This window comes from Streptomyces coeruleorubidus (assembly GCF_008705135.1).
Lineage (GTDB): Bacteria > Actinomycetota > Actinomycetes > Streptomycetales > Streptomycetaceae > Streptomyces > Streptomyces coeruleofuscus.
On the sequence record NZ_CP023694.1, the window covers coordinates 1,075,787 to 1,099,636 of the forward strand.

Annotated in this window: 23 protein-coding genes and 1 pseudogene; 6 read left to right on the plus strand and 18 right to left on the minus strand. The window is 70.4% G+C overall.

Translation table 11 applies throughout. The features are described 5' to 3' along the window. The first annotated feature begins 68 nt into the window (after positions 1 to 68). Positions 69 to 1,316 (plus strand): ABC transporter substrate-binding protein, encoded by a 1,248-nt coding sequence (locus CP976_RS04925; protein WP_150479193.1) that lies wholly within the window; start codon positions 69 to 71, stop codon positions 1,314 to 1,316. Positions 1,317 to 1,353: 37 nt separating this feature from the next. Here CP976_RS04925 and CP976_RS04930 read toward each other — a convergent pair whose 3' ends face one another. The 4 genes from CP976_RS04930 to CP976_RS04945 are packed head-to-tail and all read right to left on the minus strand — an operon-like array spanning position 1,354 to position 5,023. Then, the gene (locus tag CP976_RS04930; protein ID WP_150479194.1) at positions 1,354 to 2,094 is read right to left on the minus strand and encodes an ABC transporter ATP-binding protein; all 741 of its coding nucleotides are present in this window, start codon (positions 2,092 to 2,094) and stop codon (positions 1,354 to 1,356) included. Positions 2,095 to 2,096: 2 nt separating this feature from the next. Further along, positions 2,097 to 3,035: an ABC transporter ATP-binding protein gene (locus tag CP976_RS04935; protein WP_150479195.1), complete on the minus strand. Its 939-nt coding sequence runs from the start codon at positions 3,033 to 3,035 to the stop codon at positions 2,097 to 2,099. Then, on the minus strand, positions 3,025 to 4,017 hold the full coding sequence (locus tag CP976_RS04940) for a branched-chain amino acid ABC transporter permease (protein ID WP_150479196.1): 993 nt from the start codon (positions 4,015 to 4,017) through the stop codon (positions 3,025 to 3,027). Before CP976_RS04940 ends, CP976_RS04935 begins: the two co-directional genes overlap by 11 nt. 10 nt (positions 4,018 to 4,027) lie before the next feature. Beyond that, the gene (locus tag CP976_RS04945; RefSeq protein WP_208838932.1) at positions 4,028 to 5,023 is read right to left on the minus strand and encodes a branched-chain amino acid ABC transporter permease; all 996 of its coding nucleotides are present in this window, start codon (positions 5,021 to 5,023) and stop codon (positions 4,028 to 4,030) included. A gap of 114 nt (positions 5,024 to 5,137) precedes the next feature. Between CP976_RS04945 and CP976_RS04950 the strand changes: the two genes are divergently transcribed. Both CP976_RS04950 and CP976_RS04955 read left to right on the plus strand, forming a co-directional pair. Next, positions 5,138 to 6,058 (plus strand): SAM-dependent methyltransferase, encoded by a 921-nt coding sequence (locus CP976_RS04950; RefSeq protein ID WP_150479197.1) that lies wholly within the window; start codon positions 5,138 to 5,140, stop codon positions 6,056 to 6,058. Between the two features lie 39 nt (positions 6,059 to 6,097). Further along, positions 6,098 to 6,382 (plus strand): DUF6332 family protein, encoded by a 285-nt coding sequence (locus CP976_RS04955; protein WP_150479198.1) that lies wholly within the window; start codon positions 6,098 to 6,100, stop codon positions 6,380 to 6,382. On the opposite strand, the gene CP976_RS04960 is transcribed toward CP976_RS04955, so the two are convergent. The 3 genes from CP976_RS04960 to CP976_RS04970 all read right to left on the minus strand — a co-directional run bounded on the left by CP976_RS04960 (position 6,343) and on the right by CP976_RS04970 (position 9,051). Further along, complete coding sequence (locus CP976_RS04960; RefSeq protein ID WP_150479199.1) at positions 6,343 to 7,008, minus strand: response regulator; 666 nt, start codon at positions 7,006 to 7,008, stop codon at positions 6,343 to 6,345. The two genes, CP976_RS04955 and CP976_RS04960, sit on opposite strands and share 40 nt — an antisense overlap. After that, on the minus strand, positions 7,005 to 8,240 hold the full coding sequence (locus CP976_RS04965) for a sensor histidine kinase (RefSeq protein ID WP_150479200.1): 1,236 nt from the start codon (positions 8,238 to 8,240) through the stop codon (positions 7,005 to 7,007). The genes CP976_RS04960 and CP976_RS04965 overlap by 4 nt, the downstream gene beginning before the upstream one ends. An 85-nt stretch (positions 8,241 to 8,325) precedes the next feature. After that, the gene (locus CP976_RS04970) at positions 8,326 to 9,051 is read right to left on the minus strand and encodes a TetR/AcrR family transcriptional regulator (protein WP_150479201.1); all 726 of its coding nucleotides are present in this window, start codon (positions 9,049 to 9,051) and stop codon (positions 8,326 to 8,328) included. A 192-nt stretch (positions 9,052 to 9,243) separates the two neighbouring features. Between CP976_RS04970 and CP976_RS04975 the strand changes: the two genes are divergently transcribed. After that, positions 9,244 to 9,693, plus strand: a complete 450-nt coding sequence (locus tag CP976_RS04975) for a nitroreductase family deazaflavin-dependent oxidoreductase (protein ID WP_150479202.1) — start codon at positions 9,244 to 9,246, stop codon at positions 9,691 to 9,693. On the opposite strand, the gene CP976_RS04980 is transcribed toward CP976_RS04975, so the two are convergent. Then, positions 9,677 to 10,933 carry a geranylgeranyl reductase family protein gene (locus CP976_RS04980; RefSeq protein ID WP_150479203.1) on the minus strand — a complete coding sequence of 419 codons (1,257 nt, stop codon included), beginning with the start codon at positions 10,931 to 10,933 and terminating at the stop codon, positions 9,677 to 9,679. The two genes, CP976_RS04975 and CP976_RS04980, sit on opposite strands and share 17 nt — an antisense overlap. Positions 10,934 to 11,067: 134 nt before the next feature. Here CP976_RS04980 and CP976_RS04985 point away from each other — a divergent pair, with 134 nt between their 5' ends. Both CP976_RS04985 and CP976_RS04990 read left to right on the plus strand, forming a co-directional pair. Continuing rightward, the gene (locus CP976_RS04985; protein ID WP_150479204.1) at positions 11,068 to 12,423 is read left to right on the plus strand and encodes a dipeptidase; all 1,356 of its coding nucleotides are present in this window, start codon (positions 11,068 to 11,070) and stop codon (positions 12,421 to 12,423) included. 60 nt (positions 12,424 to 12,483) lie between these two features. Further along, positions 12,484 to 12,783, plus strand: a pseudogene (locus CP976_RS04990) (MBL fold metallo-hydrolase); the annotation flags it as partial. A gap of 97 nt (positions 12,784 to 12,880) precedes the next feature. On the opposite strand, the gene CP976_RS04995 reads toward CP976_RS04990, so the two are convergent. From CP976_RS04995 to CP976_RS05040, 10 genes are all read right to left on the minus strand, one after another. Next, on the minus strand, positions 12,881 to 13,984 hold the full coding sequence (locus CP976_RS04995) for an ABC transporter ATP-binding protein (RefSeq protein ID WP_150479205.1): 1,104 nt from the start codon (positions 13,982 to 13,984) through the stop codon (positions 12,881 to 12,883). Position 13,985: 1 nt separating this feature from the next. Beyond that, on the minus strand, positions 13,986 to 15,056 hold the full coding sequence (locus CP976_RS05000; RefSeq protein ID WP_150479206.1) for an ABC transporter ATP-binding protein: 1,071 nt from the start codon (positions 15,054 to 15,056) through the stop codon (positions 13,986 to 13,988). 27 nt (positions 15,057 to 15,083) lie between these two features. Next, positions 15,084 to 16,076, minus strand: a complete 993-nt coding sequence (locus CP976_RS05005; protein ID WP_150479207.1) for an ABC transporter permease — start codon at positions 16,074 to 16,076, stop codon at positions 15,084 to 15,086. A 77-nt stretch (positions 16,077 to 16,153) separates the two neighbouring features. Continuing rightward, positions 16,154 to 17,830, minus strand: a complete 1,677-nt coding sequence (locus CP976_RS05010) for an ABC transporter substrate-binding protein (RefSeq protein ID WP_150479208.1) — start codon at positions 17,828 to 17,830, stop codon at positions 16,154 to 16,156. 77 nt (positions 17,831 to 17,907) lie between these two features. Next, a complete protein-coding gene (locus CP976_RS05015) occupies positions 17,908 to 18,939 on the minus strand; it encodes an ABC transporter permease (RefSeq protein ID WP_150479209.1) in 1,032 nt (343 codons plus the stop codon). Positions 18,940 to 19,244: 305 nt separating this feature from the next. Beyond that, on the minus strand, positions 19,245 to 20,288 hold the full coding sequence (locus tag CP976_RS05020; protein ID WP_150479210.1) for an NUDIX hydrolase: 1,044 nt from the start codon (positions 20,286 to 20,288) through the stop codon (positions 19,245 to 19,247). 144 nt (positions 20,289 to 20,432) lie between these two features. Then, the gene (locus CP976_RS05025) at positions 20,433 to 20,663 is read right to left on the minus strand and encodes a hypothetical protein (RefSeq protein WP_150479211.1); all 231 of its coding nucleotides are present in this window, start codon (positions 20,661 to 20,663) and stop codon (positions 20,433 to 20,435) included. Between the two features lie 66 nt (positions 20,664 to 20,729). After that, the gene (locus CP976_RS05030; RefSeq protein WP_086600363.1) at positions 20,730 to 20,954 is read right to left on the minus strand and encodes a hypothetical protein; all 225 of its coding nucleotides are present in this window, start codon (positions 20,952 to 20,954) and stop codon (positions 20,730 to 20,732) included. A gap of 50 nt (positions 20,955 to 21,004) precedes the next feature. Further along, entirely contained in the window at positions 21,005 to 21,280 is a 276-nt protein-coding gene (locus CP976_RS05035; protein ID WP_150479212.1) for a hypothetical protein, read from the minus strand. A 154-nt stretch (positions 21,281 to 21,434) separates the two neighbouring features. Then, positions 21,435 to 23,828 (minus strand): ATP-binding cassette domain-containing protein, encoded by a 2,394-nt coding sequence (locus CP976_RS05040; RefSeq protein WP_150479213.1) that lies wholly within the window; start codon positions 23,826 to 23,828, stop codon positions 21,435 to 21,437. Between the last annotated feature and the right edge of the window lie 22 nt (positions 23,829 to 23,850).

Here is a 23,850-nt window from a genome sequence, read left to right on the forward strand (position 1 = left end):
TCATGTACAGATGGCGGGCGGAGGGCCGGCCAGTCGACCACCGCCGCCTGTAACGAGCGGAGGCGGAGATGAAAGCGTCGATACGGCGGTCCGCGATCTTCGCAAGCGCGGCTGCTCTTGTGATAGCCGTCTGCGGTACGACGGGCACTGCCCAGGCCGAGCCGGGCGATGGTGAGCTCCAGTTCGGCTACGTCCTGCCGGAGACGGGACAGCTGGCCTACCTCGGCCCACCCCAGATCGAGTCGTTGAAGTTCGCGATACAGAAGATCAACGACGCGGGCGGAGTCCTGGGCAAGGCCGTGCCGAATGTGGTCTCCAGTGACGAGGCGGGCCAGGAGGCCGTTGCCGCACAGTCGGCGGACCGGGTCCTCGCGGCAGGCGTGGACGCGATCGTCGGCGCCGCGGCTTCCGGCATGTCGCTGGCGTTCATCGACCGGGTGACCGGAGCGGGCGTCGTCCAGTGTTCGGGGTCGAACACCGCTCCCACCTTCACCGACTACGAGGACGACGGCTTCTACTTCCGTACCGTCCCGAGCGACGCCTTGCAGGGGCCCATCCTGGCGGACGTCGTCCGCGACGACGGTCACGACCGGGTGGCCCTGGTCGCACGGGCGGACGACTACGGGCGCGGCCTGATGGAGGCCACCCGGAAGACGCTGGAGGAGCGCGGGCTGACGGTGACGCTCGCCGAGACCTACGACCCGAAGGCGACCAACTTCGACCAGGTCGCCCAGCAGATCGAGAACTCCAGGCCGGACGCCGCCGTGGTGATCGCCTTCGAGGAAGGCGCCCAGATCCTTCAGGGCATGATCGAGTCCGGAATCGGACCCGACCGGATCGGCGTCTACGGCGCCGACGGACTGCGCAGCGAGGAACTGCCCTCGCTGGTCGCCCCGGGCCAGCCCGAGAGGCTCTCCGGGATGAAGGGGACCGCGCCGGCATCGGCGGAGAACGAGCAGTACGTGAAGGACCTCAAGGAGTTCGCGCCGAAGCTGAAGGAGCTCCAGTTCGCACCGCAGGTGTTCGACTGCGCGACGACGATCGCGCTCGCGGCGGAGAAGGCGGAGTCCGACGATCCCCGCGACTACGTGAAGGAGATGAACGGGATCACCAAGGACGGCGAGAAGTGCAACTCGTTCGCCGCCTGCAAGGAGCTGCTCGCCGACGGCAGGGACATCGACTACGAGGGTGTGAGCGGTCCGCTGAACTTCACCGACAAGGGCGAACCCGGCCAGGCGACGATCGAGGTGTACGGCTACGACGACAAGGGAGCGTTGCAGACCCTGCGCACCGAGACCAGCCAGGCCGAGGAGTGACCGGGAGGGCTGACAGACAGGACCGAGGAAGCGGGAGTCAACGGACGCGGGCGAGTGTGCCGAGGTAGAGCTCGATCACCTTCTCGTCGTGCAGCAGGGCCGTACCCGTGCCGGTGTACGCGTTGCGGCCCTGGTCGAGGACGTAGCCGCGGTCGCAGAGCTGAAGGCACCTGCGGGCGTTCTGCTCGACCATGAGCACGGCGACGCCCGCGCTGTTGATCATTCTGCACCGGTCGAAGACGTGGTCCTGGTGGAGCGGTGACAGCCCGGCCGACGGCTCGTCGAGCAGCAGCAGCTGCGGCTCCATCATCAGGGCGCGGGCCATCGCGAGCATCTGGCGTTCGCCGCCGGACATCGCGCCGGCCTTCTGCCTGCGGCGGTCGGCCAGCACGGGGAAGAGCTCCTCGACCGCCGCGACCCGCCGCGCCTGGTCCTTGGGCCGCAGATACACGCCCATCCGCAGGTTCTCCTCGACGGTCAGTGTGGGGAACACGTTCTGGAGCTGCGGTACGTAGCCCACGCCCCGCCGGACCAGCTCGTGCGCGGGCCGGCCGGTCACGTCCTCGCCGCGCAGCCGCACGGTCCCGCCGCGCACCCGCAGCAGCCCGAAGACGGCCTTGACCAGCGTCGACTTGCCGGCACCGTTGGGGCCGATCACACCGACCACCTCGCCCGGCCGCACCTCCACGCTGCATCCGCGCAGCACGTCGACACCCGGGACGTAACCGGCGACGATGTCGTCGGCCGCCAGCACCGGTGCCTGATTCTCGGCGGACATCGCTACTCCTCCTCGCCCTTCTCGTCGGTCGCCTCCGGCTCCCCGTCGCCCTTCTTGCCGGTCGCCTCCGGCTCGTCGTCGCCCCTCTCCTCGGTCGCCTCCGGCTCGTCGTGCCGCTTGCCCAGGTAGGCGTCCACGACGGCGGGGTTCCGGCCGATCGTGTGCGGTGGGCCCTCGGCCACCAGGCGGCCGTCGGCCATGACGGCCACCCAGTCGCTGATGCCCATCACCACGTCCATGTCGTGCTCGACGAAGCACACCGTCAGCCCCTCGTCACGCAGCCGTGTGATGTGTCCGAGCAGCGACTGGGTCAGCGCGGGGTTCACCCCGGCCATCGGCTCGTCGAGCAGGAGCATGACGGGCCGGGCCATCAGCGCGCGGGCCAGTTCCAGCAGTTTGCGCTGCCCCCCGGAGAGCGTGCCGGCGTGGTCGTCGCGCAGGGGCCCGAGCCGGAACCGGTCCAGCAGTTCGTCGGCCCGGCGCTCGGACTCCCGCTCCTGCCCGCGCCACAGCGGTCGCAGCAGCGCGGGCAGCACTCCCTCGCCGCGTTGCCCGGGCGCGGCGAGCAGCAGGTTCTCCAGCACGGTGAGCCGTGCGAGCGTCCTGGTGAGCTGGAACGTGCGGACCATTCCCCGCCGCGCCACCCGGTGCGCCGGGGCGCCGGTGAGCGGCTGTCCGTCGAACGACCACCGGCCGTCGTCGGCCCGGTCGAACCCGCTCACCACGTTGAACAGGGTGGTCTTGCCGGCGCCGTTCGGCCCGATGAGCGCCGTGATGGCCCCGCGCTGCACCTCCAGGTGCTCGACCCGCACGGCGACGAGACCGCCGAAGGTGCGGGTCACCTGGTCCAGGACCAGCAGGGGGTCGGGCTTGCGCACCCCCGGCTCGGGATCGATCGCGGAGAGCCGGCCCGGGTGGGGCCCTACAGGGTCAGCGGCCACTGAGCAGCATCTCCTTCCGGCTGCCGAGGATGCCCTGCGGCCGGAACGCGACCAGCAGGATGAGGGCGACCCCGACCAGGGCGAAGCGCACCGCGCCGACCTCCGACGTGCTGATGAGGTCCGGCGAGATGTACTCGGCGTCGATGGCCTGGCGGAGCGCGCTGTCGAGGAAGCTGAGGACGAACCAGAACAGGATCGCGCCGACGACCGGCCCGAGGATCCGCCCGGCGCCTCCCAGCACGAGGAGCGTGTACAGGAAGAACGTGACGCCAGGATCGTAGTTGTCCGGGTTCACGGACTGCACCTGGATCGCCTGCATCATGCCCGCGACGGCCCCGATGACGCCGCCGAGCACGAGGCTCTGCATCTTGTACGCGTAGACGTTCTTGCCGAGGCTGCGCGCGGCGACCTCGTCCTCACGGATCGACCGGATGACACGGCCCCAGGGGCTGTGGATCAGCAGGGCCATCAGACCTCCGACCACGAGCACCAGGGCCCATCCGACGATCATCACCCAGAGGTCCCGGGAGCTGAACCTCACGAGCCACACGCCATAGGTGCCGGGGTCGATGGGGCTGAGCTCGTAGAAGTCGTTCGCGAACCTCTGGAGTCCGAACACCCCACCGGTGACCGGCTCGGCCCAGCTGGAGCGGTAGAACAGCCGTAGCGTCTCGCCCGCCGCGATGGTGGTGATGGCGAGGTAGTCGGCGCGCAGCCGCAGGGTGGGCAGGCCGAGGAGCAGGGCCAGCACGATCGCGCAGGCGATGCCGCCCAGGACGCCGAGCCACATCGGGCCGTCGTACGTCGACACCGTGATGGCGAGCCCGTAGCCGCCGACCAGCATGAAACCGACCTGGCCGAAGTTCAGCAGCCCCGTGTAGCCGAAGTGCAGGTTCAGTCCCATCGCGGCGAGGGCGTAGACGGCGGCGATGGGGCCGATTCCCGAGCGCAGGGCGTCGGTGACGATTGCGGAGAAGTCCATGGCGCACCCCTCACCCGACGCGTTCGGCCCGGCCGAGGATGCCCTGCGGCCGGACGAGGAGGACGAGGATGAGGACGAGCAGCGCCCAGGCGTACTGAAGGTCGACCGGGAACCACAGGGTGGACATCTGGGCGACGATGCCGATGACGAGGCTGCCGACCATCGCGCCGTAGGCGGAGCCGAGGCCGCCCAGGATGACCCCCGCGAACATGAGCAGCAGGAGCTTGAAGCCCATGTCCCAGGTGACGATCTCCACCAGACCGAAGAAGACACCGCCGAGCGCGGCCAGTCCGCCGGCGAGCATCCACACGAACAGCACCACCCGCTGCACGTCGATGCCCGACGCCTCCGCGAGGTCGCGGTTGGCGGAGACGGCCCGCACGGCCGTGCCGATCCGCGTCTTCTGCAGGAGCGCGGCGACGCCGAGCAGTACCAGCACGGCGAGCAGGGTGACGGTGAGGTCCCGTGGGGTGATGCCGGCCGGCCCCAGGTCGATCGTGCTCTGGATGTCGTACTGCGCGTAGGAGGCGGGACGGGTTCCGTACAGCACGAGTACGACGTGGCGCAGCACCAGCGAGAGCCCGATGGTGACGATGAACATGTTGATCAGCCCGGTGCCCCGAGCGCGCAGCGGGCGCCAGATGCCGCGATCGACGGCCCCGCCCAGCAGGGCTCCGAAGGCGACCGCGGCGAGGGCGGCGGGGATCAGGTGCCAGCCGGGGCCGGCCGCGGAGACGTTGAGGAAGAACGCGAAGGTGGCGCCGATCGTCACGAACTCACCGTGCGCGAAGTTGATCAGGTGGATGGTGCCGAAGATCAGCGAGAGCCCGACCGAGGTGATCGCGATGATCACCCCGAACTGGATACCGTCGATCAGCGCCTGAAGAGCACGGGCGGCGAAGGTGGGGCCGCGCGGAACTTCCTCACCCTGTGCCCGGGCGGAGATCGCGGGCACCATCAGGAGGATCAGGGCGAGGGCCGGTACGAGCAGCCGCTGATAGCGCACGACGGTTCCGGTACGTCACGAACATCCCTTATGGGCTCAGTGTAAGCGCAGGTCGGGGCGGTGACACGGGCAGTGCGTCCGGTATCGGTGCCCACGGGAAGCGGAGGATGCGGGATGGACGACAGCGGGGACCTCGCGCGTGCGTACAGCGACGACAGTGTGCTCTTCCGGGTGCTGCGGCACCTCGGCTGGGACAGCCTGGCCAACATCGGCTACTTCACGCCGCCCACCCTGCCGTTCGCGGCCCTGACCGGGCCGGTGCCCTTTCAGCGCCGTCTGGTCCGCCGGTCGCTGGCGCTGCTGGACGCCCGGCCCGGACAGCTCGTCCTGGACGCCGGATGCGGTCGCGGCGACACGACGGCGCGGTTGGGCGCCGCCGGGTGCCGGGCGCTGGGGGTGGACATCCAGCCCGCGCAGATCGACCAGGCTCGTCGCCGCTTCGGCGGCCTTTCCGGCGTGCGTTTCGCCGTCGCCGACGCCACGGCTCTGCCGCGGCGGGCAGCGGAGATGCCGCTGACGGATGGCTCGTTCGACCGAGTGCACTGCCTGGAGGCCGCCTTCCACTTCGGCCACGAGGGCCGCAGGTCGTTCCTCAACGAAAGCTTCCGGCTGCTCCGCCCGGGCGGCCGGCTCGTCCTCGTGGATGTCACGTCCCGTACGGATCAGCCGATCGGGACCCTCGACCCGAACGGCCTCGTACGCGGGACCTGGCGCTTCGACGACATCGAACCCTGCGAGCGGTACCCGCTGATGGCTTCCGCCGCCGGCTTCACCACGCGCCGGATCCTCGACTGGACCACGCCCGTGCTCCACAGGGCGGCCCAGCTCTGTGCCCTGTTCGTCGGCACCGCGTCCACCCGGGCCGGGCGACGGGCCCTGTGCGTGCGGTGGCCCGGCCTCAGGACGCTCGACGCACAGGACTGGGACGAGGTCATCGCCGTCGTCCGGGCTCACCGGGCCATCGGGCGCGTCACTCGCTACACGGCGTACGTCCTCGACAAACCCGCGGTCGGCGTCGCCGACGGTGCCCCGTAGCCGCTTGCCCACCGGGCGCCCTCCTGTTTGACTCGCCGTATGACCAGTCACGGGGGACGGCGCACGCAGGCCGAACGGGACGCGATCACCGTCGAGATCGGGTACGCGCTGTGCAGTGCGGCCTTCGCGGCGGCGGTCGTCTTCGGGGCCGTGGCCGGTCCCGCGCTGCTCTTCGACCTCCCGGACACTCCGGAGAGCCTGCTGCTGCACGCCGGGCTGGTGCTCGCGCCCGTCCTCTTCGCCGCCCGGGTCGTCAGTGTGCTGCTCCGGTTCCGCTCGGGGGGTCAGCCCAGCCAGCCCGGCCGCACCAGCCCCGACTCGTAGGCGAGCACGACCAGTTGGGCCCGGTCGCGGGCGCCCAGCTTCACCATCGTGCGGCTGACGTGGGTCTTCGCGGTGAGCGGACTGACGACCAGGCGGCGGGCGATCTCCTCGTTGGACAGACCGATGCCGACCAGGGCCATCACCTCGCGCTCCCGCTCGGTGAGCCGGGCCAGCGCGTCGGCGGCCGCCGGTTCCTTGGAGCGGGCCGCGAACTCGGCGATCAGGCGGCGCGTCACCCCCGGCGAGAGCAGCGCGTCGCCCGCCACCACCGCCCGTACGGCGCGCAGGAGTTCGTCCGGCTCGGTGTCCTTGACCAGGAAGCCGGAGGCGCCCGACCGGATCGCCTCGAAGACGTACTCGTCGAGTTCGAAGGTGGTGAGCATGACCACCTTGACGTCCCCGAGGTCCGGGTCCCCGGTGACCCGGCGGGTCGCGGCCAGGCCGTCGAGCGCGGGCATGCGGATGTCCATCAGGACGACATCGGGCCGCAGTTCGCGGATCCTGCGCACGGCCTCCTCCCCGTCGGCGGCCTCCGCGGCCACCTCGATGTCGGGCTGCGCGTCGAGCAGCGCCCGGAACCCGGCCCGGACCAGTGACTGGTCGTCGGCGAGCAGTACGCGGATCACCGGTCCTCCTCGACCTCGGCGGAAGCCGTCAGCGGCAGTACGGCGAGCACCCGGAAACCGCCGTCCGGACGGGGCCCCGCCTCGATGGTGCCACCCAGCGCGGCGGCGCGCTCCCTCATCCCCGCCAGTCCGTTGCCGCTGCCACCGGCGTCGGCACCGGTCGCGGGCCCGTCGTCGTCGACGCGCAGCCGCAGCACGTCCGCGTCGTGCGCGAGACGCACGCGCGCGTGCCGCGAACCCGAGTGCCGTACGACGTTGGTCAGGGCCTCCTGGACGATCCGGAAGGCGGCGAGGTCCGTGCCGGGCGCGAGGCGCGGCGGCGCGCCCTCGACGTCGACGGTCAGGCCCGCGCTCGCCGCCTGCTCCACCAGCTCGGGCAGCCGGTCCAGCCCCGGCGCGGGGGCGCGCGGCGCGTCACCGGGCGCGCGCAGCGTGTCAAGCACCTGGCGCACCTCGCCGAGCGCCTCCTTGCTCTGGGCCTTGATCGTGGTGAGCGCCGTACGGGCCTGTTCGGGATCGGAGTCGAGGAGCGCGAGGCCGACCCCCGCCTGCACGTTGATCACGGAGATGCTGTGGGCGAGCACGTCGTGCAGTTCCTGCGCGATCCGCAGCCGCTCCGCGTCGGCCCGTCGCCGCGCGGCCTCGGCGCGCTCGGCCCTCTCGCGGACCCACTGCTCGCGCCGGATCCGGAACAGCTCCGACACCGCCGCGATCGCCACCACCCAGGTGGCGACCACGATCTCCTCGCCCCAGGAAGCGGCGGAGTCCCCCGACGGCGGCAGCCACTGGTAGAGCCAGTGCGCCACCAGGGCGTGCCCCGCCCAGAGCGTTCCCATCGCCGCCCACGCCGCCCAGCGGTGCCCGGCGACGATCGCGCTGAAGCACGCCAGGGCGACCGTGAGGAGCACCGGCCCGTACGGATACCCGGCCCCCAGGTAGAGCATGACAGCACCCGCCGTGCCGAAGACCACGGCCACCGGGTACCGCTTGCGCCACAGCAGCAGCGCCCCTGCCAGCAGCAGGAGCACCCGCGCGAAGGGGTCCAGGGCCGCCCGCTCGCCCTCCTGGCCACGAGCGGCGAACTGGGAGCCGACCAGGACGAAGGCCGTGACGACGACGGTGGACCGCCAGGGCATGCGGGGCGCGCGCTCCCCCTCACCCCACCGGTCCCACCACACAGGCCCGTGCCGCCACCACCGCGGCGGACCGCCCCGCACACGCTGCTCGTCCATAGCGGCCACGCTAGACGCCACCCGCCCGCGGCGGCGTCAGCCAGGTGCGGTGATCACACGTACTCCCCGGGGAGTACGGCGCCCGTCAGGACGCCGGGTTCCTGGCGGCGGGCCCGTTCTGCGGATACACCAGCCCCACCCCGTGGGCGAGTTGCCCCGCCGTGTGGCGGAAGAACGTCTCGCGATCCTGCACCACCCGGTTGAACTGCCCGAACAGCTCGAAGCCGACCAGTCCGAACAGCTGGGCCCAGGCCGCGACGAGGGCCGCCACCGTCTCGGGCGGGAGGTCCGGCGCGAGGTCGGCGGCCATCCGCTCGGCCTCCGGGCGCAGGTCGGCCGGCAGCGAGGGCCTGGCCAGGCCGAGGCCTCGGTAGGCGTCGCGGACGATGGCGAAGAGCAGCAGACCGACGCGGGCGGCGGGCGGGACGGTGGTGTCGGGGGCGGTGTAGCCCGGCACGGGCGATCCGTAGATGAGGGCGTATTCATGGGGATGGTCGAGCGCCCAGCGCCGCACCGCCTCGCACACCGCGATCCAGCGTTGCAGGGGGCCCGAGCCGGCGGCTGCTTCGTGGGCGGCCTCGGCGGTCCCGCCCAGGGAGTCGTACGCGTCGATGATGAGGGCGGTCAGCAGGTCGTCGCGGCTGGGGAAGTAGCGGTACAGCGCGGAGGAGACCATGCCGAGTTCGCGGGCGACGGCCCGCAGCGAGAGCCGGGCGGCGCCCTCGGCCGCGAGCTGTCTGCGGGCCTCGTCCTTGATGGCCGCGGTGACTTCGATCCTGGCCCGGGCACGGGCGCCGTGTGCGGTGCTCATGCGGGGCAGTGTGCCATGGAAACAGAGCAGTGCACACGAACGAGATCGGCGCACACAAGCGAGAGCGGTACCCAAAAAAGAGAGCAGTGCTCTTGCTTTGGGGCACCGGTCTCGGGCAGACTGGCAACACCGAGCGAGAGCAGCGCTCACAAAGGAGAGCGCTGCTCCCCACCCAACAGGGGGAGGAACCCCATGTCCACGCATGTCCGCAAGCCCGGCTGGCTCACCATCAACGTCTTCAACCGGCTCGTCGCCTGGCTGACCCGCCGCGGCATCAGCGTCTGGGGCTCCCGCGTCCTCGCCGTCCGCGGCCGCAAGAGCGGCCAGTGGCGCACCACCCCGGTCAACGTGCTGACCCTGGACGGCCGGCAGTACCTGGTCGCGCCCCGCGGCCACGTCCAGTGGACGCACAACATGCGCGCGGCGGGCGGCGGCGAACTGCACCTCGGCGAGCGCGTGGACACCTTCACCGCGATCGAGGTGGCCGACCACGACAAGACCCCGGTCCTGCGCGCCTACCTCAAGCGCTGGAAGGCGGAGGTCGGGGTCTTCTTCAACGGAGTCGGCCCCGACTCCCCGGACGACCAACTGCGCCGTATCGCCCCCGACCACCCGGTCTTCGAGATCACGGTGACGGGCTGACCTCGTCCGCCTGCGCCTCGCCCGTCGGGGCGGGACGGCGGTCCAGCGCGGTCAGGGCCCGCTGAGCCACCGGATACGTGCGGACGATCTCACCCAGCGACGTCGAACCCTGCGTGATCTCCTTGAACGCCCGCCAGGCCGGCCGGAAGCTCGTCAGCGCCGCGTGGAACAGGCCGGGACGGCGCTCGAACACGGTCAGCAGCCGCTTGCCGACGCTCATCTCCACCCCGAGCCCGGCCTTGACCGCGAAGGCGTAGTTGAGGGCCTGCCGACGCGTGTCCACGGCGTCGTGCGCCTCGGCGATCCGTACCGCCCACTCCCCCGCGAGCCGCCCGGACCGCAGCGCGAAGGAGATGCCCTCGCGGGTCCACGGCTCCAGCAGCCCCGCCGCGTCGCCGCACACCAGGACCCGCCCGCGCGAGAGCGGCGAGTCGTCGGCGCGGCAGCGGGTCAAGTGCCCGGAGGAGATGCTCGGTTCGAAGCCGGCGAGACCCAGCCGCCCGATGAACTCCTCCAAGTACCGCTTCGTCGCGGCGCCTTCACCCCGCGCCGAGATCACCCCGACCGTCAGGGTGTCGCCCTTGGGGAAGACCCAGCCGTAACTGCCGGGCATGGGGCCCCAGTCGAGGAGCACCCGCCCCTTCCAGTCCTCGGCGACGGTCTCCGGCACCGGGATCTCCACCTCCAGGCCGAGGTCCACCTGGTCGACCTTGACCCCGACGTGCGCCCCTATGCGGCTGGCGCTGCCGTCCGCGCCGACCACGGCCCGCGCGAGCAGCACCTCGCCGCCTTGGAGGATCACGGCGACCGTGCGCCGGTCGGGCACCGCCGAGCCGTGCTGCTCGACCCGCTGGACCGTGACACCCGTCCGCAGCTCGGCGCCCGCCTTCTGCGCGTGCTCGACGAGCTGCTGGTCGAACTCGGGCCGGTTGATCAGCCCGAACAGCATCCGCTTGGACCGGCGCGTGCGCGTGAAGCGCCCGTTGTTCGAGAAGGTCACCGCGTGCACGCGGTCCCTGAGCGGCAGCTCGAAGCCGGGCGGGAGCGCATCGCGCGAGGGGCCGATGATGCCGCCGCCGCACGTCTTGTACCGCGGCAGCTCCGCCTTCTCCAGCAACAGCACGCGTCTCCCGGCGACCGCCGCCGCATACGCGGCCGAAGCGCCCGCGGGTCCCGCGCCCACCACGACGACGTCCCACACCTGTCGCACGTCGTCCGCCGAAGAGTTCTCGCTGCTCACGATGGTCTACTGCTCCCGATCAAGCCGCCTGCCCCTGCTGTCTCCCGCATCCTACGGCGGACCTGGCCGAAGGCCGCTGTGGGAGGATCTACGGCACTCACCGCTACAACGTCGCACCCACAAGGAGCGTGCCCATGTCGTCGAATCCGGTCGCCGAGACCGTCGCCTCGCTGATGCCCAGGGCGAAGGAAGAGCTCACCGAGTTGGTGGCCTTCCGGTCGGTGGCGGACTTCGACCAGTTCCCGAGGAGCGAGAGCGAGGGTGCCGCCCGCTGGGTCGCGGACGCGCTCGCCGCCGAGGGTTTCCAGGACGTGGCCCTGCTCGACACCCCCGACGGCACGCAGTCGGTCTACGGCTACCTGCCCGGCCCCGAGGGCGCGAAGACCGTCCTGCTGTACGCCCACTACGACGTGCAGCCGCCGCTGGACGAGGCCGGCTGGGCGACCCCGCCGTTCGAACTGACCGAGCGGGACGGGCGCTGGTACGGGCGCGGAGCCGCCGACTGCAAGGGCGGCGTCATCATGCACCTGCTGGCGCTGCGCGCTCTGAAGGCGAACGGCGGTGTCCCGGTCCACGTGAAGGTGATCGCGGAGGGGTCGGAGGAGCAGGGCACGGGCGGCCTGGAGCGGTACGCGGAGGAGCACCCGGGGCTGCTGGAGGCCGACACGATCGTCATCGGCGACGCGGGCAACTTCCGGGTCGGACTGCCGACGGTCACCGCCACCCTGCGCGGCATGACCCTCGTCCGCGTCCGGATCGACACGCTCGCCGGCAACCTGCACTCGGGCCAGTTCGGCGGCGCCGCGCCCGACGCGCTGGCCGCCCTGATCCGGGTCCTGGACTCGCTGCGCGCCGAGGACGGTTCGACGACCGTCGACGGGCTCACCGGGGACACGGCCTGGGACGGGCTCCAGTACGACGAGGAGCGGTTCCGGCAGGACGCCAAGGTGCTGGACGGCGTCGGGCTGATCGGTTCCGGGACGGTCGCCGACCGCATCTGGGCGCGCCCGGCCGTGACGGTCCTCGGCATCGACTGCCCGCCCGTCGTCGGCGCCACGCCGTCCGTGCAGGCGAGTGCCCGGGCGCTGATCAGCCTGCGGGTGCCGCCGGGCGTGGACGCGGCCGAGGCCACCAAGCTGCTCCAGGCGCACCTGGAGGCGCGCACGCCGTGGGGTGCGCGGGTGAGCACCGAGCAGATCGGCCAGGGCCAGGCCTTCCGCGCCGACACGACGAGCCCGGCGTACCAGGCCATGGCGGACGCGATGGCCGTGGCGTACCCGGGACAGGAGATGCAGTACGCCGGCCAGGGCGGCTCCATCCCGCTGTGCAACACCCTCGCCGCCCTCTACCCGCGTGCGGAGATCCTGCTCATCGGGCTGAGCGAGCCGGAGGCCCAGATCCACGCCGTGAACGAGAGCGTGTCCCCCGAGGAGCTGGAGCGGCTGTCGGTGGCGGAGGCGCTGTTCCTGCGCAACTACGCGGCCAGCTGACCGCTCTGCCGACAGCCAAGGCCCTCGTCCGCGGACGGGGGCCTTGCCTACGGTCGTCCCATGGACGTCATCGAGCTCCTCCCCCGCCTCCACTTACCGCGTTTCCCCGTGGGCCAGGCCTACCTGTGGCGCGACGGCGACGACCGCGGCGAGCTGACGCTGATCGACGCCGGCCCGGCGGGCTCCGGCGCCCCGATCGCCGAGGCGGTGACCGCGCTGGGCCGGGATCCGCGGGACGTGCGGCGGGTCGTGCTGACCCACTTCCACGAGGACCACGCGGGCGGGGTGGGCGAGTGCGCCGCGTTCGGCGGTGCCGAGGTGCTGGTTGACCGGCTGGACGCGCCCGTCGTCCGGGGCGAAACTCACACGAACGTGGCCTGCTTCGGTCACGCGGATCCGGTGACGCGGGGGGCGGCCGGGGCGCTGCGGGCCATGGCGTACGCGTGACCGGCGGTGGTCAGAGGCTGCCCTTGAGCTCCGCGAGCGCCGGGTCGAGGACGATGTCCTCCTCGCGCGCCGCGACCGTCGGCTCCTCGGGGAAGTGGCAGGCGGTCAGGTGACCCGGCGGGCTGCCCTCGACGCCGGCCAGCCGGGGTTCCTCGGTGGCGCACTTGTCCTGTGCCTTCCAGCAGCGGGTGCGGAAGCGGCAGCCGGAGGGCGGGTCGATCGGTGAGGGCACGTCCCCGGCCAGCCGGATGCGCTCGCGCCGCTCGGTGGCGTCCGGGTCGGCCTCGGGCACGGCGGACAGCAGCGCGTGCGTGTAGGGGTGCCGTGGCCGGGTGTAGAGCGACTCCCGGTCGGCCACCTCGACGATCTTGCCGAGGTACATCACGGCGACCCGTTCGGAGAAGTGCCGTACGACGGCGAGGTCGTGGGCGATGAAGACGAAGGCGATGCCGAACTCCCGCTGGAGGTCCTGGAGCAGGTTGACGACCTGCGCCTGGATGGAGACGTCCAGTGCGGAGACGGGTTCGTCGGCCACGATCAGCTTGGGCCGCAGGGCGAGGGCGCGGGCGATGCCGATGCGCTGGCGCTGGCCGCCGGAGAACTCGTTCGGATAGCGGTTGTAGTGCTCGGGGTTGAGACCCACCGTCTCCAGGAGTTCCTGGGCTCGTCGCTTGTGGCCCTGGGGCGGGTTGATGCCGTTGAGCCGCATCGGCGTCTCGATGATGGTGCCGACGGTGTGCCGGGGGTTCAAGGAGGAGTACGGGTCCTGGAAGATCATCTGGAGGTTGCGGCGGGCCTGGAGCATCCGTCCGGGAGGCCGGTGGGTGATGTCCTCTCCGTCGAACACGACGGAGCCGCCGGTGGGTTCGAGCAACCGGGTGATCAGGCGGCCGGTGGTCGACTTGCCGCAGCCGGACTCGCCGACCAGGCCCAGCGACTCGGCGGGCCCGACCGAGAAGTCGATGCCGTCGACGGCTCGCACGGCTCCGATCTGCCGCTGGAAGAGGATGCCCTGCCGGAGGGGGAAGTGCTTCTGGAGACCGCGTACTTCGAGGAGGTTCCCACCGGTGGGGCGGTCGGTGGTCTGCCCGGTGAGGGACTCGGTGGTGCTCACGTCATGCTCCCTGTCGTGCGCCGTCACGGATCTCGTGCTTGGCCTCGTCGCTGAGATGGCACGCGGCGAGGTGCCCTCCGGTGCCGGGGACGAGGCGCAGCTCGGGCCGTTCCACCGTGCAACGCCCCTGAGGGACCCAGCCCTTGTAGGCGCAGCGGGGGTGGAAGGAGCAGCCGTCCGGCAGGTTGATCAGACTCGGCGGGGTGCCGGGGATCGGGTTGAGCCGTTCGCCGACGTCCCCGGTGAGGTGCGGCATCGACTGCAACAGGCCCCAGGTGTAGGGGTGCTGGGGCTGCTTGAGGACGTCGCGGGTGGAGCCGTACTCGATCCGGCGGCCGCCGTACATCACCAGGATGTCGTCGGCTATGTCGGAGACGACGCCGAGGTCGTGGGTGATGATGACGACGGCGGAGCCGAACTCCTCCTGAAGGTCGCGGATCAGGTCCAGGATCTGTGCCTGGACGGTGACGTCGAGGGCGGTGGTGGGCTCGTCGGCGATGAGCAGGGCGGGGTCGCAGACCAGCGACATGGCGATCATGGCGCGCTGGCGCATGCCGCCGGAGAACTGGTGCGGATAGTCCCGGACCCGGCGCTCGGGCTGCGGGATGCCGACGCGCTTGAGCATCTCGACCGCGCGGTCCCTGGCCTCCTTCTTGGAGACCTTGTGGTGGACGCGGTAGGCCTCGGTGATCTGGGCGCCGACGGTGAAGAAGGGGTGCAGCGCGGAGAGCGGGTCCTGGAAGATCATGGAGACCGTACGGCCGCGCAGTTCGCGCATGCCGGCCTCGGGCAGGGCGACGAGTTCCCGGCCCTCCAGCCAGATCTCGCCGGAGACCCGGGCGCGGGTGCCCTTGTGCAGTCCGAGCAGGGCCAGCGAGGTCACCGACTTGCCGGAGCCGGACTCGCCGACGATGCCGAGGGTGCTGCCCTTCTCCAGGGTGAAGGAGACGCCGTCGACGGACTTGACGAGGCCGTCCTCGGTCGGGAAGTGCACCCTCAGGTCACGTACGTCGAGGAAGGGTGCGGGCGCGGGCGTGACGTCCGCGGGCTGCGGTGAGGTCTGAACGGACACGGGTGTTCCTAAGGACGGAAGAAGGGCTCAGGCGAGGCGCACGCGCGGGTCGACGAGGCCGTACACCAGGTCGACGACCACGTTGGCGAGGACGACGAACGTCGCGGCGAAGAGCGTGGTGCCGAGGATGACGGGGAGGTCGGAGTTCTGGACGGAGTCGACCGCGAGCTTGCCGATGCCGTTGATGCCGAACACCGACTCGGTGATGACCGCGGAGCCGCCGATCAGGGAGCCGACGTCCATGCCGAAAATGGTGATGATCGGAGTGATGGCGGCGCGCAGTCCGTGCTTGAGGACGACGGTGGCGGCCGGCAGTCCCTTGGCGCGGGCGGTGCGCATGTAGTCCTCGGCGAAGACCTCCAGCATGGAGGAGCGGGTGAGCCGGGTGTACATCGCGAGGTAGACGATGACCAGGGTGGCCCACGGCAGGATCAGGCCCCTGAACCAGCCGGCCGGGTCCTCGGTGATCGAGGTGTAGCCGGAGGCCGGCAGGATCTGGAACTTGTCGACGAAGAGGTAAAGCAGGAGCAGACCGATGAAGTAGATCTGCACCGAGACGCCGAACAGGGCCAGTCCGACCGCCGCCTTGTCGGCGGCCCTGCCCCTGCGGACCGCGGCGACGGTGCCGAGGCCGACGCCCAGGACGAGGAACGCCACCGCGGCGCCGAGTCCGAGGGAGAGGTCCGCCGGGAAGTCCGACAGCAGGGTGGTCAGGACGGGGGTGTCGGTCTGGAAGGAGACGCCGAGGCAGGGCGCCCGGCAGTGGATACGCACGCTCTGGTCGCCGAAGTCACGGCCGGCGAACAGCCCCTTGAGGAACTCCCAGTACTGAGTCAGGTAGCTCTGGTCCAGGCCCAGCGAGTGCTTGATCTCCGCCAGGCGGGACGGGGAGCAGGTCTTTCCGCAGGCCAGGAGTGCGGGGTTCGACGGCAGCGCGAAGAAGATGAAGAAGGTGATCGTGGTGATCACCAGCATGATCAAGGCCGCTGCCAGCAGGCGTCTGATGAGGTAACGAAGCATGGGATGCCGGGACCTGACGTGAGTGGGGTGCCCGCCGGCGGCCCAGGCCGCCGGCGGGGTCGAGAGGGTTGCTGCCGTCAGTGCTTGACGTAGACGTGGACCAGGCTCGGCTCGGCCAGGATCGTGTCGGGGATGACTCCGCCGACCTTGGAGCCGGACATGTCGCTGAAGTTCATGTACGTCAGCGGGACCACGGCGGCGTCCTTCATGATCTGCTCGTCCATCCGACCGTAGGTCGCGTTGCGCTGCTTGACGTCGGTCATCGTGGCGGCCTTGTCGATCAGCGTGTTGACGTTCGGGTCGTTCAGATAGGACAGGTCCTGGTTGGCCTGCGGGTTCTTCTTGATCAGCCGGCCGTCGAAGAGGGTGGGCAGCACCGTGGAGGCGTTGGGCCAGTCGGCGATCCAGTCGCCCCACGTCAGGTCGTACTGGTTCTTCGTGTTGTTGACGGTGCTGAAGTAGTTCGCCGCCTCGATCGGTGAGATGTTGACGTGGATGCCGATGCGTTCCAGCGCGGTCTTCACCGCGTCGGCGAAGTGCTCCTGGGTGGGGGTGTTCTCCACCGCGATCGACATGGTCGGCTTCGGGTCGCCCGCCTGCTTCATCAGTGCCTTGGCCTTGGCAAGGTTGCCCGAGGGGTTGGCGCTGTACAGGTTGAACTTCTTGTAGCCGCCGATGCCGGGGCTCAGCATGGTGGTGGCGTAGTCGCCGTACGCGGAACCGCCGAAGGCGCCGCGAACCGTGGTCTTGTCGATGGCGTACTCGATCGCCTGGCGGACCCGGAGGTCCTTGACGCGGGTGGTGTTGATCGCCAGGTAGTTGATGCCGGGTGCCGGGATCTTGTAGTAACGGCTCTTCAGGGCCGGGTCGTTGGCGAGCTGTGCCAGGTCGGAGCCCGCGATCGGCCACTGCTGGATCGATGTCTGGGCGGTGCCGGCATCGGCCTTGATCTGCTGGTCGATGGCGGCCTCGTCCTGGCCGAACTTCACGTCCATCTCGTCGACGTTCTGCTGCCGGATCGGGTCGGTCGACTGCGACCAGTACGTGTTCCGGGTGAGGACGAGTTCCTTGTTCTTGGCGTACGACTTGATCATGTACGGGCCGTCGGACCAGACCTTGGTGTCATAGGTCGAGCCGGTGTCGTGGGCCTTGGGTACGGCGGACCAGCCGGGCATGGCGGTGGTCTCGTTGAAGTCGGCCACCGGCTGGTTCAGATGGAAGACGATCGTGTACTTGTCCGGCGTCTGGACGGAGCCGAGCTCCTTGCCCTGGTAGGGGCCCTTGTAGTCGGCGCCGCCGACGAGCCACTGGGACGCGTAGGGCGGGCCGCCGTTGATGTCGGAGGAGAAGAAGCGCTCGACGCCGTATTTGACGTCGGGTGCGGTGACCTCGCTGCCGTCCTGGTACTTGACCCCGTGCCGCAGGTGGAAGGTCCAGACGGTGGCGCCCTTGGACGGCGTTCCGGTGTCGGTGGCGAGGTCGCCGACCAGCTTCGGGGCCGAGCCCGTCTCGTCCCAGCCGGTGAGCGTCCGGACGATCTCCACGTCCATGCTCGAGCCCTCCGTCGTGTAGACGCGCTGGGGGTCGAGGTGGTCGAAGTCCGCCTTGTTCAGGACGGTCAGGGTGCCGCCCTTGCCGGGCGTGCCGCTGCCGCTGTCGCCGGAGGAACCTCCGCATGCGGTGGCCCCCAGGGCGATCACCACGGCGGAGGCCGTGAGAGCGACCGTGCGCGATCTGCGCGTGCTGCGCGTCATTGAGGAAACTCCGTTTCTTGCTACGGGCCGGGCGGCCGTTCGTGGGGCCGCCCGGCCGACACTCGGGGGGTGGCTTGTCAGCCGCGCCGGGCGCGGGGATCCAGGGCGTCCCGGACGCCGTCCCCGAGGAGATTGAGCGCCAGGACCAGGAGGAAGAGCAGGACACCGGGCACGAAGAGGTACATCGGGTCCTGGAGGAAGAACTGGGAGGCGTCCGACAGCAGGGATCCCCAGTCGGGGTTGGGCGGGATGACGCCGACGCCCAGGTACGACAGGGCCGCCTCTGTCGTGATGTTCTGCGGGACGGCGAGGGCGAAGGAGATCAGGATCGGCGCCCACAGGTTGGGCAGGAGCTGCCGGAACAGGATGTGCCGCCGGCCGGCGCTCATCAGCCGCGCGGCGTCGACGAACTCGCGCTCGCGCAGGGACAGCACCTGTCCGCGCACCAGACGGGCGGTGTACGCCCAGGCGAAGACGGCGATGTTGAGCACCAGGACGAGCAGCCGGAGGTTCTCGTCGGTGCCGCCGTGGCTGTTGGTCTGCAGCGCGTTCTGGATCACCGGGGTGAGCGCGATGATGAACAGCAGCTGCGGGAACGCCAGCATCACGTCCATGACCCGGGACAGCAGGGAGTCGACCCAGCCGCCGAAGTAACCGGCCGCGAGCCCTGCCACGACACCGACCACGGTGGACAGCACGGCCGAGGCGAAACCGACGTAGAGCGAGGTGCGCAGGCCGTAGACGATGCGGGCGAACAGGTCGTAGCCGGTGCCCGGTTCGACGCCGAGGAGGTGCTGGGCGCTGATGCCGCCCAGCGATCCGTAGGGGAAGTTGCCCGTGTCCGGGTTGATCGCCTTGTTGTCGGGGGTGATCGGTCCCCAGCTGGTCAGCGCGGTGAGGACCGGCGCGATCAGTGCGATCACGATGAACAGGAGGGTGGCCACCAGGGCGGCCGTGGTGACCTTGTCCCGCCTGATCCGCTTCCAGGCCATGCGGGCCGGTGAGCGGCCGGCGACGACCGTGCCGCCGGTTCTGGGATCCTGCGTCGGCGGCTCGGCCAGGAGCGCGGTGCCGCCGCCGGCGTCGGCCGGCTGGTGTTGCGTGGTCATCGTACGGACATCCCGGATCTGCCCCTGAGGCAAGGAAATTGAGTGGCGGTCGCAATCACCGCCGTGAGACTCTGCGGACTTTCGCAATGCCGTGCGAGTCCGGTCAAGCCGAGCAGGGGGCAGAAAAGGGATTGTTTGCGGTCATGGAAAAGTGTTGACGAGAGCAGGGAACGTGATTACCCGCCGCGTGAAGGAGTGCGGGAGATTCCTTGGGCAGTACTTAGCAATGGGCCCGTGGACGTTTCCTTTTGCTTTTCCCTCGGAATCCCCCGCGCCGGGTAAAGGGCGGGCACTGGGAGCTCGGCTCAGCCGAACGGTACCCCGGCTTCCAGATAGAACGCCGCTCCGCGTTCGCGTGCCCTCAGGGCCCAGCGCAGCCGCTCGTAGCGCACCGGTGGCAGCAGGTCGGCGGCCTCCTCCTCGGTGACGAACCGCCAGTCGCGCAGCTCCGGCCCGGGCAGCAGCAGCCGTCCGGCCTCCGTGGAGTCGAGGGTGCCGCCGTCGAAGAGGAGCCGCAGGCCGCCGAACCCGGGGGGCGCGGGGCGCTCCCAGTCGACGACGAGCAGGCTCGGCACCTCGTCGAGGTGGATGCCGGTCTCCTCGGCGACCTCCCGCACACCGGCGCGTGCGGGGGCCTCACCGGGTTCGACGACCCCGCCGGGGAACTCCCAGCCGGCCTTGTAGGTGGGGTCGACGAGCAGGACCCGGTCGTGTTCGTCGAAGAGGAGCACACCGGCGGCGAGTGTCTCGGCGGTGGGCTCGGGCGTCTGCACGATGTCGCAGACGGGCACGGAGCCGCTGTTGACCGCCTCGGCTATCCGGGCGGCGGTCTCGTGCGGTGTGAGGTCGCTGGTGTCGACCGGGTGGGCGTCGGCGGTGAGCCAGGAGGCGAGTGCGGCCCGGTACGGCTCGATGTGGTCGAAGGACCACTGGCGTATTCGCATCTCGCCGTCGGACAGGTCCCGCGGAACCTCGCGGCCCGCTATCCGCTCCCGCAGTATCGTTTCGGCCGGAGCGAGCAGGAAGTGACTGACCGGAATCCTGCGGGCGGCCAGGCCGCCGAAGATCTCGTCGCGGTACTCCTGGCGCAGCAGGGTCATGGGGACCACCAGGGTCCCGCCGAGTTCGGCGAGCATCGCGGCCGCCGTGTCGATCACGAGCCGGCGCCAGATCGGCAGGTCCTGGAAGTCGCCGACCTCGGCGAGGTGTTTGGGCGGCAGCAGGTACCGGAGCGCTCCGCCGATGACCTCGGGGTCGAAGAGCGTGCTGTTCGGGATCAGTTCGATCAGTTCCTGTGCGGTGGTGGTCTTCCCCGCACCGAACGCGCCGTTGATCCAGACGACGGTCACAGGTCCCCCTCTTCTGTTGGCCCCCTGAGGCTTGCCCGCTCCACCCTGCCACGGAAACCAGCCGCAGTTGAGGGCGCATGACGACGGCGCCGGCGCCCCCTGACTCGGGAGCGCCGGCGCCGTGAGCCGGGGACGGGCGGACCGTCAGCCCTTGTTCTTCTGGGCACCCTTCTTCTGGGCACCCTTCTTCTTCTGGACGCCGTCCTTCCCGGCCACGGACAGGCCGTCCTTCCCGACGGTCTGGTCGAGCGTCTTGAGGGTCTCGTCCACGTTGATGGCGGGGAGCTTCTCCCCGATGGCGTGCGACGGAGTGACCGCGGCGACGACGAAGCCGGTGGCCAGGGAGGCGATGGCGAGCATGCTGCGCTTCTTCATGCCCGACTCAACTGCCGGACCCGCTCCGGGGTCACGCCGCTGGGCCATTCGGGGGAAGCATCGGCTTCAGCCGAGCCCGGTACCCCAGGTTCCGGGCCCGCCGCCGCGCCACTCGATCAGACCCGACGCCGCCACGTACGCCTCGTCCGCGTCCTCGATCCCCGCCCGCCGCAGGAACTCGGCGACGTCCAGCAGCCCGTACGCGATCCCGAGGAACTGGTCGTCCACGCGTACCCGCCGGCCACCGTCGGTGGCGGGCGGGTAGACCACGACGGGTTTCACGGACGCCATGGCACCAGGGTGCGCGGGATCGGCGCCGGGCGCTCGCCGGAGCAGGCCGTTCAGCTCGCCTTCTGCGTCTGCCGGAATTCGTGGACGTCGGCGGTGAGGGTGCCGTCGTGCTGCTCGTAGTGGGACAGTGCCAGGCCCAGACCGAAGAAGGTCGGTGCCCATTCGCCCACGAAGATGCCCCAGCGGTCGGCACGGGCGAGGTTGGTGCCGGGTTCCATCTTCAGCGAGCCCATCCAGGCGACGACGCTGAAGCCGATGGACGCCATGGCGGCCATGTAGGCGTGCTCGCTGCGGACGCCCTTCTCGTGCATCTTCTTGATGATCATCAGCGACTCCGTTCCGTGGGGGGTTCCGGAAACGGAGTGCCCTCGGAGCGTGCCGTTATTCACCCGATTTGAGGCTTATGTACAGACTGGGCTGTTTGTGGTGGTAGTGAGGCGAGTGACTCCGTGGCGCACTCGCCTCACGACCGTTCCCGTGTCAGGCGCCGACGTAGGCCGCGAGGTGCTCCCCTGTCAGGGTGGAGCGGGCCGCGACGAGGTCGGCCGGGGTGCCCTCGAAGACGATCCGGCCGCCGTCGTGGCCGGCGCCGGGGCCGAGGTCGATGATCCAGTCGGCGTGCGCCATGACCGCTTGGTGGTGCTCGATGACGACGACCGACTTACCGGAGTCCACCAGCCGGTCGAGCAGGCCGAGCAGCTGCTCCACGTCCGCGAGGTGCAGACCGGTGGTCGGCTCGTCGAGGACGTAGACGCCGCCCTTTTCCGCCATGTGCGTGGCCAGCTTCAGGCGCTGGCGCTCGCCGCCGGAGAGCGTGGTGAGAGGCTGCCCGAGGGTGAGGTAGCCGAGCCCGACGTCGGCGAGCCGCTCCAGGATCTTGTGCGCGGCCGGGGTACGGGCCTCGCCGTCGCCGAAGAACTCCTCCGCCTCGGTCACCGACATCGCGAGCACCTCGCTGATGTCACGGCCGCCGAGGTGGTACTCCAGCACCGAGGCCTGGAACCGCTTCCCCTCGCAGTCCTCGCAGGGGGTGTCGACGCCGGCCATCATGCCCAGGTCGAGGTAGATGACTCCGGCGCCGTTGCAGGTGGGGCAGGCGCCCTCTGAGTTGGCGCTGAAGAGGGCCGGCTTCACGCCGTTGACCTTCGCGAAGGCCTTGCGGATCGGGTCGAGCAGCCCGGTGTAGGTCGCGGGGTTGCTGCGCCGGGAGCCCTTGATCGGGCTCTGGTCCACCGAGACGACACCCGCGTCGGACGGGATCGACCCGTGCAGCAGGGAGCTCTTGCCGGAGCCGGCGACACCGGTGACCACGGTGAGCACCCCGAGCGGGATGTCGACGTCGACGTTCCGCAGGTTGTTCGCCGAGGCGCCACGGATCTCCAGCGCGCCGGTGGCCTTGCGCACGGTCTCCTTGAGGGTGGCCCGGTCGTCGAGATGACGGCCGGTGACGGTGTCCGCGGCCCGCAGCCCCTCGACCGTGCCCTCGAAGCAGACGGTGCCGCCCGCCGTGCCGGCGCCGGGCCCGAGGTCGACGACGTGGTCGGCGATCGCGATCGCCTCCGGCTTGTGCTCCACGACGAGCACCGTGTTGCCCTTGTCCCGCAGCCGCAGCAGCAGGTCGTTCATCCGCTGGATGTCGTGCGGGTGCAGGCCGATGGTCGGCTCGTCGAAGACGTAGGTGACGTCCGTGAGCGAGGAGCCGAGGTGGCGGATCATCTTCACGCGCTGCGCCTCACCGCCCGACAGCGTGCCCGCCGGCCGGTCGAGCGAGAGATAGCCCAGGCCGATCTCCACGAACGAGTCGAGCGTCCCCTGCAACGCGGTGAGCAGCGGCGCCACGGACGGCTCCGAGAGCTTCCGGACCCACTCGGCCAGGTCCCTGATCTCCATCGCGCAGGCGTCGGCGATGCTGACGTCGTCGATCTTCGAGGATCTGGCGCCCTCGCTCAGCCGGGTGCCGTCGCACTCGGGACAGACCGTGAAGGTGACCGCCCGCTCCACGAACGCCCGGATGTGCGGCTGCATCGCCTCCTTGTCCTTGGACAGGAAGGACTTCTGGATCTTGGGGATCAGTCCCTCGTAGGTGAGGTTGACGCCGTTGACCTTGATCTTGACCGGTTCCCCGTAGAGGAAGGCGTGCAGCTCCTTCTTGGTGTACTCGCGGATCGGCTTGTCCGGGTCGACGAACCCCGACTGGGCGTAGAGCTGCACGGTCCACTGGCTGTCCGACTTCCAGCCGGGGATGGTGAACGCGCCCTCGGACAGCGACTTGGAGTCGTCGTAGAGCTGGGTGAGGTCGATGTCGGAGACCTTGCCGCGGCCCTCGCAGCGGTTGCACATACCGCCAGTGCGCTCGAAGGTCGCCTTCTGTGCCTTGGTCTTGGCGCCGCGCTCGACGGTGATCGCGCCGCTCGCCCGGACGGAGGCGGTGTTGAAGGAGTACGCGCTGGGCGGGCCGATGTGCGGCTTGCCCAGCCGGCTGAAGAGGATGCGCAGCATCGCGTTGGCGTCGGTGGCGGTGCCGACCGTGGAGCGGGGGTCGCCGCCCATCCGCTGCTGGTCCACGGCGATCGCGGTCGTCAGCCCGTCGAGCACGTCGACCTCGGGCCGGGCCCGGTTCGGCATGAAGCCCTGGAGGAAGGCGCTGTAGGTCTCGTTGATCAGCCGCTGTGACTCCGCGGCGATGGTGTCGAAAACGAGCGAGCTCTTGCCCGAGCCGGAGACACCGGTGAACACCGTCAGCCGGCGCTTGGGGATCTCGATGCTGACGTCCTTGAGGTTGTTCTCGCGCGCGCCGTGCACGCGGATCGCATCGTGGCTGTCGGCAACGTGCGGCCCGGACGACTGTCTTTCCGTCCTCATGGCCATGCTCATCGGTCTCCATCTGTCGGGCGGG